Here is a 17,281-nt window from a genome sequence, read left to right on the forward strand (position 1 = left end):
AACATTGCGCTCCTACTTCACTCCGGTTATTTTTACCTTTTGCTCATCTCGTTGACTTCTTCCGTGATCTCATCTCCACCTGTGCGTTTCCATGTGTCGACAAACGTATCAAATTCGTCTACCGGAGCTTGGCCCATAATGATCTTGAGGATCGTTTCTTCCTCGAGCTTCTGCAGGTTCGCCCACTTCAGCTTCATGGTCTCTGTTGTTCCATAGAAGCCTGCAGGAGTCACTTCCAGATTGGGGTTATTTGCTTCACGTTGTCCTTCAATCCGTGAGAGGTATTCGCCGTAGGTGTTTACGTCTATGGCATTTCCTTTCTCCTTGAATTCCTGATAAGCCTTGAATGAAACGACCCGGTCTTCCTGAACTTTGGAAGCATCTCCGGTCTCATCGGCTTTCATTAAATCTTCGTAATAGCGCTTCAACACATCGTCATAATCGACTTGCATCGGGATTTGTGTTGGATCGTTGTTCCAACGGCTCGCATCGGTCAACATCTCATCGGGATGTTCCTTCTTGTAATTGATCGCATCCTCTGTTAATGCGTAGAGGAAATCCGTTGTGAGGTTAACTGATTTCATGATCGCTTCAGGGTGGGCAAAGTTCTTGTTCACCACGACGATCCCTCCCCCTACAGGATCCTGCCGAATCGTTTTGAACTTGCCGTTCTCATCCAGTGGTGCCGATACTGCAACCCAGACTGCATCCGGATCTTGTTTGATGGAGTCTTTGTAGTTGGTATAGCCGATCCACCATGGATTAAAAACCATTCCCGCCTGTCCGTTAATTACGAGTGCCTCTTTCTCTTCACTCGACCGGACAGCAAATTGTTTATCAATCAAACCTTCCTTATACATGGCACTGACTTCCGCCAGCGCTTGCTTCATTTCCGGCTGAACTGAGCCGTATACCACTTGACCATCTTTCTCGATCCAGTTCATCGGAAAGGCACCATGCGCAGCAAATATCGGGGTGAAGTTCATTGCATTGGAATCCATCACCATGCCCACCGTCTTGCCTGTGCCCGATACATCCTGTTCCACAAATGTTCTGGCGAGATTCCACACATCCTCCACAGATTCCGGCAGCTTGGCGCCCACCTTATCCACCCAATCTTTCCGAACCCACAGCAATTGGTGCTGATTCCCAATGTTTGTCATGGGAAGACCCATGATTTTGCCGTCCACCTTAACCTGATTCAGCAGCAAATCCCCATAGGATCCGTAGATATTCTTCACACCTTCGGACGCTGTCTTCTCGTATACCTCTGTCATGTCGGCGATCAGATCATTATCAACCAGCTGGTTAAAAATTTCGCGGCTGACCAGCATCACATCGGGCAAGTCACCCGTGGTCATGGATAAGGACAACTTCTGATCCATGTCGTCCGTTTCCCAAGCAACCTTGGCCTTGACATTCACCCGATCTTCGACATAACGTGTGGCCAAATTGTCCTCAATGGTATCGCCGGGAGGCAAGTTATTGACATGATTCGTATTTCGACCAATTGTGAATTCTACGGGTGTCTCATATTTACCATAAGGTTCGTAGTCCTGCTCCGATATCTGAGGCTGTGCGTTATCACTGGTCCCCCCGCTGCAGCCGCTGAATACAACCAGCATCATACAGGCCATCAGTAGTGAAGCGATCTTACCGCGTTTGTTCATCCTGTCATCCCCTTCATTTGATTTGCTTGAATAACAAAATTGTATGCGTTTTCAATTTTGGCGTATATGCAATTTTTTTCGGATATGTATCACTTTTTTCATGACCTCCACTTTCCTGCCGCCATCGTTCATCACTTGTACGGAGAACTAAATAAGCGGCTGCCGCAGCAACCGCCTTCATTTCTAACGTTTTGTTTTGAGCCTGTCTGTTGTTTAGTTGTTATGCTGAAGAAGTCGGGATCACCATAGACACTTCTGTTCCGTGTCCCGGCTCACTTCGAATGGCGAGTCCATAATCCTGTCCATAATACAGTTTGATTCGGTCATTTACGTTCCTCACCCCGCATCCCCCATTTTCACTGGTTAGCAACCGCACGATTTGTTCAGGCATCATGCCTACGCCGTTATCCATTACAGCTAATTTTATACCTTCACTCACCCGGCTGATCGTAATCTGAATGCAGTAATCCGTCGCATCCGGCTCTACAAAACCGTGTTTAATAGCATTTTCTACAATAGGCTGTAAAACAAAATGAATCACTTCAGCTTGCAGCAACTCTTCATCAATATCGTAATCCACGTCAAACAGACCATCATTCATAATGAGCTGCAAATCCAGATATGCCTTAATATGCTGGGTTTCAGCCTCAATTGTGGTCATATGTCTCCCCTGGTTCAATGTCGTTCTGTAGAAACGGGCTAATGCCGATACCATATAACTGGTTTCAATGTCTGCCTTCTTCTCGGCTCTCCATCGGATAAATGAGAGTGTATTATACAGAAAGTGAGGATTAATCTGGCTGATCAGCCTGTTATATTCACTTTCCTTCTTGGCGATCTCGGCGTGATATACCTGTGAGATCAGGCTGTTGATTCTTCTGAGCATTTTACCGATGCCGTTCGTCAGTTCACCGAATTCGTCCCGGGATGAACTCTGAATGATCACTTCCAGATTGTTCCGTTCAACCTTGTCAACCTTGTACTTCAGACGAAGAATCCGGCGCGTAAAGTTGTTGGAGATGACATAAATCAGCAGAAAGGTAATGATCAGGCTGAGAATAATGACAAACAGAGTTATTTGAAAAATGCCCATTGCATTTGCATACGCATTGGTATTCAGCAGACTATAATGGATCGTCCAGCCATTGCTGGAGAGTGATCGGTTTAGGCTCAGATCGCTGGAATCCCTTTTCTCCAATCCCGTTGCACCACTCTGCTTTCTGTTCTCCTGAAAAATAACCTGCTGATCCGAGTCTTCGATATGAACGGACACATGCTCAGACAGATTATCCAGATCTCCAAAGATGCTGTCATGCTGAATGGAAATCACCATAAAGTTGCTGTCTTTCGGGTTGCTGATCAGTTCCTGAACCAGATATAGCTTCTCCCCGTCCACAACCCAGCGCCTGCCTCGGAAACCGTCGTACCACGCTTGGCTCCTGAACTCCCCGATTGGCAATATATTATTGCGAATACCAAGAAGCTCTCCGGAAGTATAGAAGGTAATCCCTTCAATATTATCGTCCATCATTTTGATGTTTGAGATCAATGGCTCCATAATGTCACGAAAATCCAGGTACATATTATAATAATTATCATCGTAATCTTTGGTAAATATCTGCGAAAATTCCCGATTAAGTACCATAAACTCGCTCAGCGTATTGTACCGATTGATTTTGTAATCCATGATGCTCGCCACCTGCTCCAGACTTGCTTCCGCTTCACTTCGCAGCTCTTTCATCTGAATACGGTAGGATTGAATGAAGGAGAGCAGTCCAAGCAGAAGAATCGGAATAAGGGCAATGACCAGATGAGAAAGCAGCAGCTTGTTACGGAACCTGATATCATTGAATCTGCTCTTGATCCACCCGATCATGAAGCACCCCGCACTCTCTGAACTGTAACGGACTGATGCCGAACTTGTTTTTGAACAGCTTGGCAAAGTAGGAATGGTTGTCAATGCCGACAGCCACCGCAATGTCATTGATTTTCATATTCGAGTGAACCAGCAAATGACTTGCACGGCTCAGCCGGTAATCCGTCAAATATTTCGAGAAGTTCTCCCCGGTTTCTTTTTTAAACAAAATGCTTAAATATCCTGGTGACAGGTACACATCGTGTGCTGCTTCAGACAATGAAATATCTTTCTGATGATTATCCTTCACGTAGTCCTTAACCTGCCGAATAACCTTCATTTCCATGGATTCAGGTTCAGACTGCCCACCGTACGGGCTCAGTTTTGTGATATCCACCATGACCTGCAGAAACTCTTCCTTCACCAGTGGTTTAAGCAAATAATTCACGACGCCCAGTCGAATGGCACTGCGGGCATATTCAAACTCATCGTATCCACTGCAAATGACAATATCCAGGTTCTGCTGCGTTTTGCGTGCTTGCTTGCTAAGTTCCAATCCGTCCATGAGTGGCATTTTGACGTCAGTGATCAGGATATCAATTGCATTTTGAACCAGAATCCGTTCCGCGGTTTTTCCGTTCTCCGCTTCCATGATGTGAAAAGGAAAGCCATAGTGAGCAATCAAATTCTTAATTCCTTCTCTTTGAACAGACTCATCGTCAACAACCAGAACATTAAACATCATGACATCTCCTTTGCGAGTGAAAGTGAGAGGATATAGAGAATGGGAAAAACATGTTATTCATGATATGCCAGTTACAACGTAGTATATCATAGAATTAAGAAAGGGCTTTCATTTATAATCAGCATTTCAATAGCCGTCTTTTTCAGACCAAAAAAGCCGCCAATTTAGCGACTTCTCCAGCGTAACGATGTTCACTTGTATCTACATCTGACCATTGTTGGAACTTGCCATAGGTCTATTTCGTTTAAGAAACGATAATTTCTTTTTCCATGATAAAATCATCCATCACATATCCATGGCCAATATCAGCAACTTGTTCCCGAACCGTCTGGAATCCTTTTTTCTCATACACAGCAATACTGGATTCGTTATGACGATTGACTGTCAACCAGATCAGGTTAATGCCTCGTTCTATACATAGTTGCTCCAGAAAAGCAAACGCTTGGCTGGCGAAGCCCTGTCCCCTATGTTCCTTGCCGATATAAAATTTACTCAGGAACAGCTTGCCCTCTTCTTGTCTTACTGATATATATCCGACAGGAGAGTCATCACGTTGGATGAAATAGTATTCGTATCCCTGTTGATCGATCTGTTCCTTAATGGCTGACTCGGATTGATATTTTTGGATCATGTAATCAATTTGCTCAAGAGTAATGATAGCTACATAATATTCCTGCCAGATTTCTGCGGCCAAACGGGACAGCTCTGCGATTTCTTCTGATGTGCTAACTTGCGGAAATATAAGATTCATGGGTATGGCCTGCCTTTCGTGGATCTCTCTGGTATGACTCAGACTCCCTAAATATTATCAAATATTCCGATAGAATGTTAGTCACATCAAAGTTTCATTCCTCTAACCTTCAGGTATTCAAAATAGGTATCTCCCCAAGCAAATGTTTCAGGTTAATTGCATCCCACGGCATGTGCTCGGTTATGCCTAATCCAACGACTTCGGTCTCTTCAGACAGTTCCTTGATCAGGTGAAGAAGTTGTGGTATTGGCATGGTACCCGCTGGAGACAAGTCGTACGGTTTATCAGGGTTAGCGAATAACAGAGAACGGAATTTTGTGGGGTCCAGTACATCCAGATCGAGATGAATTGCAAGATGTTTGATGCCACTCTTTCTAATCCATTCTTTAATCACTTCAGTGCTGTTGGATAACTCCTCTGTTCCAACTGTTTTGATCCCCAGTCTATGAATGACTTCCGTTTCTTGTTCTGTAGGAGCTGTCAATCCCGCCATAAATACATTCTCAGGTTTCAGAGGCACTTTCACGTGTCTTGCGAACTCCGGATCTCCCTCTCCCAGAAGATTTCCCAGCGGTAGTGTATGTCCATTATCATAGCCTACATATCGTACCAAATCACTGTGAGCATCGATCCAGATCAACCCTAATTCACCGCCATATCGTTCGTTAAGGTAGGCAAATGGAGCTTGTTCAACCAAGCAATCGCCACCAAACATAACAATGCGATCAGGCTTATGGGCTTGGATGATATGCTCGGCAGCCTCTAATTGTTCCAGCAGCTGTGTTCTTCCATGCATACCGTTCTCATTTACAAGCGGAGTTCCATCATATGCTTGAACGGGAACTTTAATAAGTGGTTGATCATGATCCGGAGCCAGCCAGGCTAGGAGTTCGGCTCCAAAAGAATAGTTAGGATTGTCGCCCCCTTGCCATTGCGGCATTAACAGGCGTATTGTTTTTTTAGACATGTCATACTCTCCTTTACTTGAAAGTAAGGCTAGTATAAACTGAACGAAAATATAATCGTAGTACGCACTTTAATGGTAGGTACTACCCGGAAGGATAGTGTACATATGAGTATGGCTGAATATAAAGGCAAAGTGAAGAACATCCAGGATACCCCTTTTGGTTATACGGTGTCTGTAATCGGCGGCAAATGGAAAATGGTCATTCTCTACCTTTTGGCCGAAGGTCACACCGTTCGCTTTAATGATCTGCAAAGGCAGATTGGAGCCATTACGTATAGAACATTAAGTTCACAATTAAAGGAATTGGAAGCAGACGGTCTGGTGAACCGAAAGGAATATCCTCAAATACCACCCAAAGTCGAATACAGTCTCACAGCCAAAGCGGAGACGCTGCTTCCGATCATGGAAGAGTTGTGTGAGTGGGGTGTGAAGAATCAAAACAACTAATATAAAGCCATTCAATTATGTTTCAGGTTCAAATGTTGATCTATCGATCTCCACTGGTTCAATGGGATTAAACAAAAAAGGGTTTCCTTTTAAAAATTCTCTTATACACGCTTGAGCATATGGTTGTTCATCTATTAATCTTGAGGTTTCTTCCGGATCAGAAGCGTGATGACAGTAATTCTCAATCATAATCATGATAAAGAAACATTCCAAGTCCCGAATAACATCCGTTCCTGGTCTCCTCACCTTTTCATAACTTTGAATAAAAACCATTCGGTCTCTTGGATAGAGTCCCACTAGAGCACCTGCCAGGTCATAGAGAAAAAAGCCGTAACCACATCTTCCAAAATCAATGGGAAAAGGTTGATCACCCTTGAAAACGATGTTACCGATATGCAAATCAGCGTGGATCATTCCGTAATTTTGTTTATTTACGTCCATATCGGCAAGTGTAGCGAAAATCTTTTCGGCAGCATGCTGATATTCTGTCCAGGCTTGATGTGATAGAAAACGTGTATAATAGTGCTCCAGCTTAGCCATCTCACCTCTAAAAGAGTCTGCTCCCCAGACCGGCCTTACAAAACCCGGAGGTGAGATAAACTTGGCCGCTGCTTGATGAAGTCTCCCCATCATGTCTCCCATTATAGCTGCATGATTCCCTGTAATTTCACCGTTTAGATGCTCTCCTTCCACCCACTTCATCACCGTGACATACGGTCGTTTATAACCCTCAGCTGTGTTGATCTCCAGAACATAAGTACCTTTTATTGATGCTACTCCCACTGGGGCATATATCTCATCCAAAGCATTTAAAGATTGAAGAAAGATAAGTTCTGACTGGATTGCTTCCTTGCTCCAACGATCGGAATGAATGCGAAGCAAATACGAATCCGCTGTACTTGTTTCGATTTTGTATGTAATCGTATCCGACAATTGAATAAACTGAATGCGTTCCCACGCCAAATCATACTGCTGTAGCGCTGATAAAGCGACATTTCTGGCCCGTCCTAGCAGAGACTTTCTTTGCTCAGCCGTGTCATAGCGAAAAAAATCTTTCATGCACCTTCCTCCTCATCATCCTTTAAATTGAGCCTTGCTTCTGTCCTAAACAATTATAGGTTTCTTGGTGCAACCGAAATATGTAATGATTCATTATTAATTGACTTTTACCTTTGTTTATAGGTGAGTTCAAGAGGGTGAAATTTTTTTAAAATAGTCGAAGAACCATGACATTGAGATGACCATGGTTTAATTGTTCTTTGAGTATTTAGAGATAGCAGCAGACAATCCTTAGGGCTGATTTATTTAAGGTTTATAATTACCATGCTATCTACTGACTCCTGTTCGGTTATTTATAAAGTCTTCAAAAGCATCTTTGTGTTGCTGGTTAAAGAGTTCTGGAACGAAATCAGGGCTGAAAAATCTCAGTTCAATGCTCTCCTCATTGCTAGCATCCAATTGACCTCCGATAACTTTTCCGTGATACATAAATGCGATAGTCTGAGCCTGATCTCCATTGGGATATTCATCAAAATACTTTGTATATATGCCAACCAAATCTCCGATCGATACAATTAAACCCGTTTCCTCTTTTATTTCCCTAATTGCAGTTTCTACTGCTGATTCTCCCAGTTCCATTGCACCTCCGGGGAACCCCCATGCATTTCGATCCCTTCTTCTCTGAAGTAAAATTTCTCCTTTATTGTTCTCAATAATCGCCCCCGAAAAATTCAGGATAATCATGTCTTTTCCGACCTTACTTCTGATCCATTTAATATAATCCATATTTCCTCCTCATTTAGAAGACAGACAAATGGTGGTGGTCGGTTTGCCTTAGAATGCCATAGAATCAAACAACAAGGCACCCTGAATGCTTCTGTTGTAGTTCGATTAATAAGCTCTCTACTGATTAAACTCAGAGTTCGAGTACAGTTACAAAGCTCACCGTGACACACTTCACCATTTTCGTTGAAGCCTAGGCTCTCATACAGCTTTTTTGCAGCCAAGTTGTCTGGGCTATACGGAATCCAACATAATCGCGCAGGACCAGCTGGGAAAGTTCGAATGAACTCTATCGTTTTCTTCAGCGCTTCACGACCATAGCCCTGTTTCTGGTGCTCTTTATCAATCATGAGTCGTAAAATACAGTAGTTGTTGTCAGCGATTTCAGGAAGATCATAACCGGTGATTCCATATGTAACCATAACAAAACCTACGGGTTGTTCATCTGCATAAATCGCAAACGGAAAAGGGAAACCTCCATTGGTTGCAAGAACATAACAAGAAGCTACACTTGAAAGATTCGATGCAGCATATTTTTGCTGTTCTTCTGCTACTTCCAGGTTAAATATGGCACGTCGGTTATCCAGTGTAATTTTTCTGAGTGTAATCATGATTTACCACTTCCCTTCCATGCATAGATTCTTTAACTACCTCATTTGGCAAACTCCCTAATCGTTAGTCACCTCATGACTTTCAATTTCGCTGTCTTTATTAAAATTCAGTCTTAACAAGCTGTCATCAACTCCAAAACCCGCTCTTCCCAAGTAGTATACAAATTGATGAGAAGGCTCATTTACCTTTTGTGTTGGTTCACCAAGTAAATCAATAATCTCCGTTTCTGTCATGCCAATAAGTTCATACTTGTTTATCAAGCTGTACACCATGCTATTTCTTTTCTCTGGTTCTGTTAACCATGATTCTTTATCAAACTGATTATTATTACATGCACTAAGAATTAGTAGTAAAAGTACAGAGAGCATCATTCTTTTCATGAGATAATCCTTTCACCCATCTATTGTAGTACAGATTAAATATGTTTTTAAAAGATTGATAAACCTCCATCTTTACATTAATGTCTGAAAAAATTTATTTTTCACTTCTATCTTATTGTGTTCTGCCCATTCATTCAGTTCCCTTAATCCTTCGTTCTCCTCATCCTTGTCAAAATAAAAACACAAATCCATAGGTACCAATCGCCGATTATATAGTTTAAAACCAATTCTTCTATAACCCATATAAATAGATTCAATCTGAGAAGATTCATACTTGTTGGCTTTTGAACAGATGACATAATCGGTTCCTAAAGTAAACGTCAGTTTAGTGAAGAGCATTTTCAACAGCACGATGATATAAGTCAAAATCGTTATGCTCATAAACGAGTAAAAAAATCTGGACCATTGATCATCGCTTTCATTCAGATTAATAAAAAAAACAATTTCTAATATGGACATCGCTAGTAAATTTATTTTGGCCCTTGGATAGATTGTTTTAAATGTTTTTTCCATACCTTCTCTCCTTTCTCCATTAAAGTTCAGCTTAAGCTATCATCCTATATTCACAAAGGTTGTTTGAATCCATTCCAAACCTTTCATTTAAAGTCCACTAACTGACAGATATGAAAGTAACATACTTATGATAACCCATATTACTCCAATGAAGAAGAATTATATAGTTAAGGGAATATATTCAATATCCAAAATAAATAGTTGTTAAAACAAAAAAGTCGCCATATAGGCGACTTGATGTACAAATATTCTAACAATGATATCTAAGCGTGCTGCCTTGTCACTTTTCTCCTACATTTTCGCACCAGCTCGAACCAGAATCTCTTCAATTTCCTTGTAGCCTTTATTCTTCGCATGACTGAGCGGTGACACACCATCGCGATCCGAAATGTTCACATCTGCTCCATGATCAATGAGTAATTGAATCGTCTCCTGCTGACGTGCATTGCCATCGTTTAATATGATTGCTTCGAGCAGTGCCGTCCATCCCAATTCATTAACATGGTTCACATTCACTGAAGTTTGAGTCAGCAGTTCACGCACTACATCCACATATCCATGCTCCGAAGCCGGAATAAGCGCTGTTCCTCCATATCGATTCGTGATCGCCGGGTCCGCTCCTGCCTCAATCGTAAGTTTCAAAATATCCAAGTATCCTTCAGCGCCAGCGTACAGAAACGGGTTATTCTTCATATCGTCCTGTACATTAACATCTGCACCAGCTTCAATTAACATCGCGGCTGATGCCAGATCATTATTATAAGTCGCAATCATGGCAGCCGTTCTTCCGTTCTCGTCTTGAGCATTAATCTTAGCGCCCTCTTCGATAAGTTTTTCGATACTTTCGGTGTCTCTTTGCTCCGCTGCCTCTAACAACTGTATGTCCAGTGAAGTCATCGACATCTTCTCCTCCAATGTATAGTCGTTATTCTGTTCAGACACGCAGCCTTGGACGATGAAAATACTGCTTAATAGGATGACCATCATCAGCGACTTACTCATACTGCCTCCCTTCCTACGGTGTCACGATTACCGATGAAGCGACACTCCAGTCCCCTACTGGGCTTAACGTATAGGTAGTGCCTGACGTCAACTTTCCATCATTGACAAGGTCAAACACTCCAGTTGCACCTTTTCGGCTTGAATATTTATAAGTGGCTGTCAGAACGTCACCGCTAGGTGATGTTAACGTTACACTTCGACCAGAGAACAGTTCATCCCCAGGATCTTGCGCAAGCGTAACTTCAATTGAGGTTTCGCTTACAGCCTGAGCATTTGCAATCTCCAGCGCATCAAACGATCTCGCAGTGAATGAAGCATTGTCGATGTTTGCCCAGTCAGAAGAAACCGTATATGTGACACCGGATTGCAGCGTTTGACCTTCAGGCAAACGGAACTTCGGTTCTTGTTTGCCATCTGTCGATTGCGTGAACGGAACATATTTGGCAACGATTGGCTCGCCACCTTCTGGCGTAATTATAACTTGTCTTGCCTGCATGGAAGAGATTACTTGATATATTTTGCCTCCAGCTTGCTCCTGATCATTCAGCACAAATGCATTAGCTCCTCGTCCACCGCTGTAAGCCGAAATAATATAACCGTAATCCACTACACCGTTCTCTTGCAATGCTTCAATCTCGAATGTATCGTTTGTTACTTGACTGGCAGTCGTCATATTTAACTTCGTGCCACTGCCTTCAAAGGAACCAGCATCTTGGCCTTTATAAGTAAGGTTATACGTTTCCCCCGCATTTTGAACGGAGGTTGGGACGATATATGTCGCGATGGAGCCTGTTTTCAAACGAGGCATATTGGTTAACGTCAGTCCACCACTGAATGCAAAATCTGTCTGAGCCTTGGCAAATGCTTCATCCGCTGCTGTCAGCGGCTTGTCGAAGGTGACAATTAACGTAATGGCATTCAACGATCGAACACTCTGGATTTGAGCCTGGTCAGAAGGAAGCGCCTGACGGGCCGTTTGCAGCAGCACCGCTGCTTCGCCTCGCGCTGCTGAGCCGTTCTCAGAGTAGAAAGTGCTCATCCAATGGTGCACGGATTTTACATCGCGCTGCATTGCTTTGGATACGACTTGTTCGAGTTCTGCATCCGACACATGACTTTGCGGATTAAATTGACCATCGTTCGCCTGCATGATGCCGAGTTCAACGAGCTTTGATGCATAAGGTGCATACCACGCGTTCGGATTCACGTCCGTCAATTCGACGTTTTCTCCTGTCTTGCTCTCCAGATTAAATGTTTTATACACCAGTGACGCTAACTCTGCACGGCTAATGGCTCTATGTTCACCCATGGATTGATCGGCATATCCGTTCATGATTCCCAAGCTGTTCAGTTCTTTGACAGCAGCGTCGATCTGCTGATTGGTAAGCTGTGTCGTTGCTGCGGCAACGTTAGTCACGTATGTAGCTGCATGTACTTGATTAGAAGTTAATGGGAATACAGAAGTACCTAATGCAGTTATGGTTAGAAATGTAGCGATTTTTCGGGTTGTAGGATTCATGTTTGAATTCCTCCTCTATAGGTTGTAGTTGCCTGTACCTATAGAATAGAGGACAAAAAGAAACTCCCAAGGACAAAAATATTAACAAATTATAAACTGGATCTAATATTTCTCGAAACTTATACGGTGAACCGGTAGCCCGCGCCCCAGACGGTTTCAATGTAATCCGGATTTTTGGGATCCGCCTCCAGCTTCCCACGCAGTTTGCGAATATGGACGGTAACCGTTGCAATATCACCGCTGGAATCCATGCCCCAGATGCGCTCAAACAGATCAGATTTGCTGAATACCCGGTTGGGATGACTCGCAAGAAATACGAGCAGATCGAATTCCTTGGTTGTGATCGCAACCTCTTCTCCATTGGCAAAAACACGGCGTGATCCCTTGTCGATGTGAAGACCACGAATGTGGATTTCATCCTGCTCAGCTGGTTTGTTTTTGCCGAGGAGTCTCTCGTATCGGGTCAAATGAGCCTTTGCTCTTGCAACCAACTCGCTTGGACTGAACGGTTTAGTGATAAAATCATCGACGCCCAAATTGAAAGTCCTGATCTTATCGATCTCTTCCTTTTTCGCGGAGACGACAAGGATCGGCACCTCCTTCACCTCGCGAATGCGCCTGCACAATTCAAAACCGTCCAGTCCCGGAAGCATCAGGTCCACAATGATCAGATTGTAGTTTCCCTCCAGTGCCCTCTTCAGCCCTTCATCTCCGGTATGGCAGAGGTCCACAGAAAATCCGTTGAGCTCAAAATAGTCCCGTTCCAGTTCCGCTATCGTTGTTTCGTCCTCTATGATCAAAATGTTAGTCATTGCCTCTTATCCCCTTCTCGTCCATCAGCCGTTTCAGTTTAATATAAATGATCGTACCTTCACCCCGTTTGCTTTTCGCCCAGATGAAGCCTCCGTGTCCATCAATGATCTGGCGGGCTATCGCCAGTCCGAGCCCACTTCCGCCCGTTGATGAATTGCGGGATTGCTCTGCCCGATAGAAGCGTTCAAATATATGAGGCAGCGCCTCTTCCGGTATTCCCTTCCCATTGTCCTTAAAAGCCATCGTAATCCATTCGTCATCTGCTTGAAGCGTGATGCCGAATCGCTTGTTTTCATTTTCCATATATTTGAGTGCATTATCCACTACATTCACAACGGTGCGTTTTAATTTATCCAGATCCACAGAAGCCTTGACCGGACGAGACGCCTGATTATCCCAATCCAAGGCAACTCCCTTGTCTTCCAGATCATATCTCAGCTCTTCAATGCTGTCTTCAAGAAAATCGACGAGGTCTACCACCTTGAACAGGAACGGCTCTTGATTCAAGTCGAGCTTTGAATACAGAAACAGTTCATCCACCAACTTATCCATACTGACTGCTTTGGAGTGAATGATATTTACGTATGTCTCCATTTTCTCCGGCGTGTTGGCTACTCCATCACGAATGCCCTCGATATACCCTTTAATATTGGTGATCGGTGTGCGAAGGTCATGCGAAATGTTGGAAATCAGTTCTCTGCGGTTCGCTTCGTCTTGCTGTCGTAACGCATTGGAGCGCTGCAGCTGATTCCGCATGCTTTCAAAAGCCTCGCTAAGCTGTCCAACCTCGTCATTGGAACTGAGCTGAAGTTTAAAGGATAGATTCCCATTCTTAATATGTTCAGCTGAAGTCTTCAATTGATTCAACGGCTTAATGAAGCTGCGAGTGATCCAGCGGAACAAGAGCAGGTTCGCAATGATGAGAACACCGATAAGCAGGAGTGACATCACAGGTAGCAGCTTGCGCGTAAGCTCCGCAAAGGGACTTCTCTCACGAATAACGAAGATACTTCCCCGTTCTCCATCTGAATACTGAAAATCAAATTTCGCATACGCATAGAAACGTTCACTAATGTTGAAAGTGCTCCGAATCTGATAATTGTTAAGATCATAGGCAGGCAGTGCTTGCTTCAGCTCAGGCTGGTTGAAGGTCAGCGATTCGAAGATCTGGCTATTCTCCCGTCTGACGTAAAGCCCTGACTTCTCGGCTCGAAGCTTCATATCGTACTCACGCAGCAAAACCTTGTTTTGCAGCTCGTCGGGATCATTTTTGGCCAAAAACTTCATCTCTTGAAAGATCGCTTCTCCCTGCTCAGTCAGTGGATTGATCTGATAATGTACCTTGTAAATATCACGAAAACTCTGCAAATCCCCTGTAGCCGCAATCGTATAAAGACTTGCCGTAAGCAGGATGAACAGTAGACTTATGACGAGCATGCCCGTGAAGGACAGTAGCATTTTTATTCGAATTGACATGGGTTCCCCTTCTTAAACATGCTATAGGATTAGTTAGTGCACATGTTAACACAAGATCGATCCCATTGCCCATATGCAAAAAAAGAGTGCCCGTAATCGCATGACGATTCGTTATGTATGTAACCAAGTTAGTTCGTCAATTAAAACGAAACACCCGTATCAGGAACTTACCTGGTACGGGTGTTTTTAAACGTTCTTTGAAAACATCGGATTCACTGGTGTCCTACACTACAACGTAAATTTTTGTTGTGGGACTTCAATTTCCTTAAGCACCTTCGCTGGATTACCTCCAACAACCATGTTGTCCGGAACATCCTTGGTTACCACAGCTCCGGATGCAATGACAACATTGTTCCCGATGGTCACTCCTGGATTGATAATGGCTCTTCCGCCTACCCAAACATTATTACCGATCGTTACCGGTTTACCATATTCCGGCCCCTTATTTCTTTCGAAAGGATCGATCGGGTGTGTAGCCGTATAGATATGAACACCTGGTCCAAACATGCAGTGACTGCCTATCCGCACCTCGCAAACATCCAAAATGGTACAATCAAAATTGGTATAAAAGTGGTCGCCCACATGGATATTATAACCGTAATCGAACCGGATGTTGGGCTCCATGCCTATATGCTCCCCCGTTGACCCCAACAATTTCTTCAACATGTCTGTCCTGAGTTCCTCATCCGTTTCGGTACTCTGATTAAACATGCGTGTCATTCGTCTAGCATATGCACGATCACGCGTCAATTCAGGGTCCCAGGCCATATAAAGCTCTCCGTCCAGCATCTTCTGTTTTTCCGTTTTCATCGTATGTTTCACATTCCTCTCTGTTTTCTAATCATCTACGTTACCTCCGCTTTTCCACCAGTTCCAGCGAATAGGAGAGGCTTTCCAGCGTCATCGTAATTAATCCGTACATATAATCCTCATCTGGTTCGTCCAACAATCTGAACTGTGGCATATGCATCTCTGGTATGTACTTCAGGCATTCATTGCGAATAATATCCACATCTGCTGGCTGTACCAGATTGCCCGTTAATGCAAGTGTTTCCGGGTTCATCACAACAATCAGGCTCGATATCGCACGGGCCGCTAGCGGATGAAAGGTGTCTCGATTATGGAGCTGCCTGAACTGTTCATCATGGGTCAATCCTAACGGTAAAAAGGCGATCTCTCCAGCAAACCGGGTATTCCCCCTGTGTATGTGTCCATCTATCATGATGCCTGCACCTGGAAAAGAGCCTTCAATGAATGTGGCAACGACAATGGACTTCTCATCTTCGTATTCCTGCTTCTGATACAGACCGTAAACGGTTAGGTTCATGTCGTTTTCTACAATAACCTCAACACCATGTTTTTCTCGTATGGAGGCGGCGAGCGGAACATGAACCAGGTTTGGGATATCAGACACATTGATGACTCCTTGATGAACCGCACCTGGAACACCAATACCCACAGCTCGGATTTGCGGATAATTCTCTATAAGCCGATCAATCAGCTGATAGATGAATGCATCATTCATTTGCTCTAATTCCGTCATCTCGCATCCTTTTTCCACCGCCTCTCCCGCCAGATTAACAACGGCATAGGTGATGGAGTGCTGATCGATCCCAGCCTTGACCATAAGGCAAACGATATAGGAATAGTTTTCGTTATATTTATAAATCTGAGCAGGCCGACCTCCACTCGATTCCTCCAAATCGAGCTCTACGAGCTCACCCGCATCCAGCAGATCAAGCAATATGCTGCGGCAGGTCGCGACACTCAAGCCTGTTGCCTGTGCCACCATGGACTTGGTACCCTGTCTCATCGTTTTTAACGTTTGACGCACCAATTCCTGGTTCATTTTCTTAACTCGCATCGTGTTGTTTGTAATGGGCCCCTTCGTCATTTTTTCCACCTCCATTCACTTATAAAAACACTTTCGTTAAGTATTAACATAATTGATTTATTCAGTCTTGTCTACACATTTAATCATTGGGACATCGTACATAACATGATAATTAGATTTATAAAAATTCCTTATGGGCAAAATTTCTCTTTGGGTAAAATTGCACATTGGGCAACGAGTTGATATGATAGATGTATTCTTTAACTCATGGAAGCAACCGGAGGTGAGACCAATTGAAACAAAGTTTACGTGCCATTAAGAAGGAAGCCACTGCAAGTGCTCTGTCTGAAGCTGCATTTCAATTAGCATTAGAGCATGGAATGGACGGATTTGTAGTTGAGGATGTCGTACAGCGTGCCGGATACTCGCGAAGAACGTTTGCGAACCATTTCTCCTGTAAGGAAGAAGCTGTGGTTATGGCAGGCGAGCATTTTCACAGGATGGACGAATACTTCGAAATGATCAGTAACCTGCCCGAAGATACAACGCCGCTTGAGGTCATGTATCAGTTCATTAAGATGCAATTGACTGAAGAAGTTCTTCGTCGAATTCATCAGATTTTGGAGTTGTCTAAGTCTTATCCGAGCTTAATGCCCCACACGCTTACCCTCTTAAATCGCTTGCAACATGGAGCTAAATTGATGTTAAGTGAATTGTTCGGAGACCGCTACCCGGCTGGTTATAATCACTTTCTTGCAGGAGCTGTGTGTGCAGCAATCATCCCTATGCTGGACGGCAGTGTCCACATACAACTACCCGGGCTCTCTTCAGGAGAAAAGGAAGAATCTATTTCATTCGATGAGTACATAGATTCTATGTTTAAGTATTTGCGAGATGGATTTTAGATCAATAGAG

At 43.6% G+C, this 17,281-nt stretch carries 19 protein-coding genes; 2 read left to right on the plus strand and 17 right to left on the minus strand.

Features of this window, described 5'->3' with window-relative positions; translation table 11 throughout:
- Positions 1–32 precede the first annotated feature (32 nt).
- The 6 genes from AB3N00_RS04250 to AB3N00_RS04275 form a co-directional block, all read right to left on the minus strand.
- Positions 33–1,670 carry an extracellular solute-binding protein gene (locus AB3N00_RS04250; protein ID WP_413033456.1) on the minus strand — a complete coding sequence of 546 codons (1,638 nt, stop codon included), beginning with the start codon at positions 1,668–1,670 and terminating at the stop codon, positions 33–35.
- A gap of 13 nt (positions 1,671–1,683) precedes the next feature.
- A complete protein-coding gene (locus AB3N00_RS04255) occupies positions 1,684–1,851 on the minus strand; it encodes a hypothetical protein (protein WP_413033457.1) in 168 nt (55 codons plus the stop codon).
- Between the two features lie 39 nt (positions 1,852–1,890).
- Positions 1,891–3,546 (minus strand): sensor histidine kinase, encoded by a 1,656-nt coding sequence (locus tag AB3N00_RS04260; RefSeq protein ID WP_413033458.1) that lies wholly within the window; start codon positions 3,544–3,546, stop codon positions 1,891–1,893.
- The gene (locus AB3N00_RS04265; RefSeq protein WP_413033459.1) at positions 3,515–4,267 is read right to left on the minus strand and encodes a response regulator transcription factor; all 753 of its coding nucleotides are present in this window, start codon (positions 4,265–4,267) and stop codon (positions 3,515–3,517) included. Before AB3N00_RS04265 ends, AB3N00_RS04260 begins: the two co-directional genes overlap by 32 nt.
- A 247-nt stretch (positions 4,268–4,514) precedes the next feature.
- A complete protein-coding gene (locus tag AB3N00_RS04270) occupies positions 4,515–5,021 on the minus strand; it encodes a GNAT family N-acetyltransferase (protein ID WP_413033460.1) in 507 nt (168 codons plus the stop codon).
- A gap of 109 nt (positions 5,022–5,130) precedes the next feature.
- A complete protein-coding gene (locus AB3N00_RS04275) occupies positions 5,131–5,988 on the minus strand; it encodes an arginase family protein (protein WP_413033461.1) in 858 nt (285 codons plus the stop codon).
- 105 nt (positions 5,989–6,093) lie between these two features.
- Here AB3N00_RS04275 and AB3N00_RS04280 point away from each other — a divergent pair, with 105 nt between their 5' ends.
- A complete protein-coding gene (locus AB3N00_RS04280; RefSeq protein ID WP_413033462.1) occupies positions 6,094–6,435 on the plus strand; it encodes a winged helix-turn-helix transcriptional regulator in 342 nt (113 codons plus the stop codon).
- A 15-nt stretch (positions 6,436–6,450) separates the two neighbouring features.
- On the opposite strand, the gene AB3N00_RS04285 is transcribed toward AB3N00_RS04280, so the two are convergent.
- The 11 genes from AB3N00_RS04285 to AB3N00_RS04335 all read right to left on the minus strand — a co-directional run bounded on the left by AB3N00_RS04285 (position 6,451) and on the right by AB3N00_RS04335 (position 16,396).
- The gene (locus AB3N00_RS04285; protein ID WP_413033463.1) at positions 6,451–7,494 is read right to left on the minus strand and encodes a phosphotransferase enzyme family protein; all 1,044 of its coding nucleotides are present in this window, start codon (positions 7,492–7,494) and stop codon (positions 6,451–6,453) included.
- A gap of 267 nt (positions 7,495–7,761) precedes the next feature.
- Entirely contained in the window at positions 7,762–8,220 is a 459-nt protein-coding gene (locus tag AB3N00_RS04290) for an NUDIX hydrolase (RefSeq protein ID WP_413033464.1), read from the minus strand.
- Positions 8,175–8,828: a GNAT family N-acetyltransferase gene (locus AB3N00_RS04295; RefSeq protein ID WP_413033465.1), complete on the minus strand. Its 654-nt coding sequence runs from the start codon at positions 8,826–8,828 to the stop codon at positions 8,175–8,177. Before AB3N00_RS04295 ends, AB3N00_RS04290 begins: the two co-directional genes overlap by 46 nt.
- Before the next feature lie 57 nt (positions 8,829–8,885).
- A complete protein-coding gene (locus AB3N00_RS04300; protein WP_413033466.1) occupies positions 8,886–9,209 on the minus strand; it encodes a hypothetical protein in 324 nt (107 codons plus the stop codon).
- A 72-nt stretch (positions 9,210–9,281) separates the two neighbouring features.
- Positions 9,282–9,722: a hypothetical protein gene (locus AB3N00_RS04305; protein WP_413033467.1), complete on the minus strand. Its 441-nt coding sequence runs from the start codon at positions 9,720–9,722 to the stop codon at positions 9,282–9,284.
- A gap of 291 nt (positions 9,723–10,013) precedes the next feature.
- Positions 10,014–10,724: an ankyrin repeat domain-containing protein gene (locus AB3N00_RS04310; RefSeq protein WP_413033468.1), complete on the minus strand. Its 711-nt coding sequence runs from the start codon at positions 10,722–10,724 to the stop codon at positions 10,014–10,016.
- Between the two features lie 13 nt (positions 10,725–10,737).
- On the minus strand, positions 10,738–12,243 hold the full coding sequence (locus AB3N00_RS04315) for an S-layer homology domain-containing protein (protein ID WP_413033469.1): 1,506 nt from the start codon (positions 12,241–12,243) through the stop codon (positions 10,738–10,740).
- Between the two features lie 119 nt (positions 12,244–12,362).
- On the minus strand, positions 12,363–13,055 hold the full coding sequence (locus AB3N00_RS04320; protein WP_413033470.1) for a response regulator transcription factor: 693 nt from the start codon (positions 13,053–13,055) through the stop codon (positions 12,363–12,365).
- Positions 13,048–14,532 carry an ATP-binding protein gene (locus AB3N00_RS04325; protein ID WP_413033471.1) on the minus strand — a complete coding sequence of 495 codons (1,485 nt, stop codon included), beginning with the start codon at positions 14,530–14,532 and terminating at the stop codon, positions 13,048–13,050. The genes AB3N00_RS04320 and AB3N00_RS04325 overlap by 8 nt, the downstream gene beginning before the upstream one ends.
- 228 nt (positions 14,533–14,760) lie before the next feature.
- Positions 14,761–15,342, minus strand: coding sequence for a sugar O-acetyltransferase (locus tag AB3N00_RS04330; protein ID WP_413033472.1), 582 nt, complete (start codon positions 15,340–15,342; stop codon positions 14,761–14,763).
- A gap of 40 nt (positions 15,343–15,382) precedes the next feature.
- Positions 15,383–16,396, minus strand: coding sequence for an ROK family protein (locus AB3N00_RS04335; RefSeq protein ID WP_413033473.1), 1,014 nt, complete (start codon positions 16,394–16,396; stop codon positions 15,383–15,385).
- A 263-nt stretch (positions 16,397–16,659) separates the two neighbouring features.
- On the opposite strand from AB3N00_RS04335, the gene AB3N00_RS04340 reads away from it, so the two are divergent.
- A complete protein-coding gene (locus AB3N00_RS04340; RefSeq protein WP_413033474.1) occupies positions 16,660–17,271 on the plus strand; it encodes a TetR/AcrR family transcriptional regulator in 612 nt (203 codons plus the stop codon).
- The last annotated feature ends 10 nt before the right edge of the window (positions 17,272–17,281 follow it).

This window comes from Paenibacillus xylanilyticus (assembly GCF_047246825.1).
GTDB lineage: Bacteria > Bacillota > Bacilli > Paenibacillales > Paenibacillaceae > Paenibacillus > Paenibacillus xylanilyticus_B.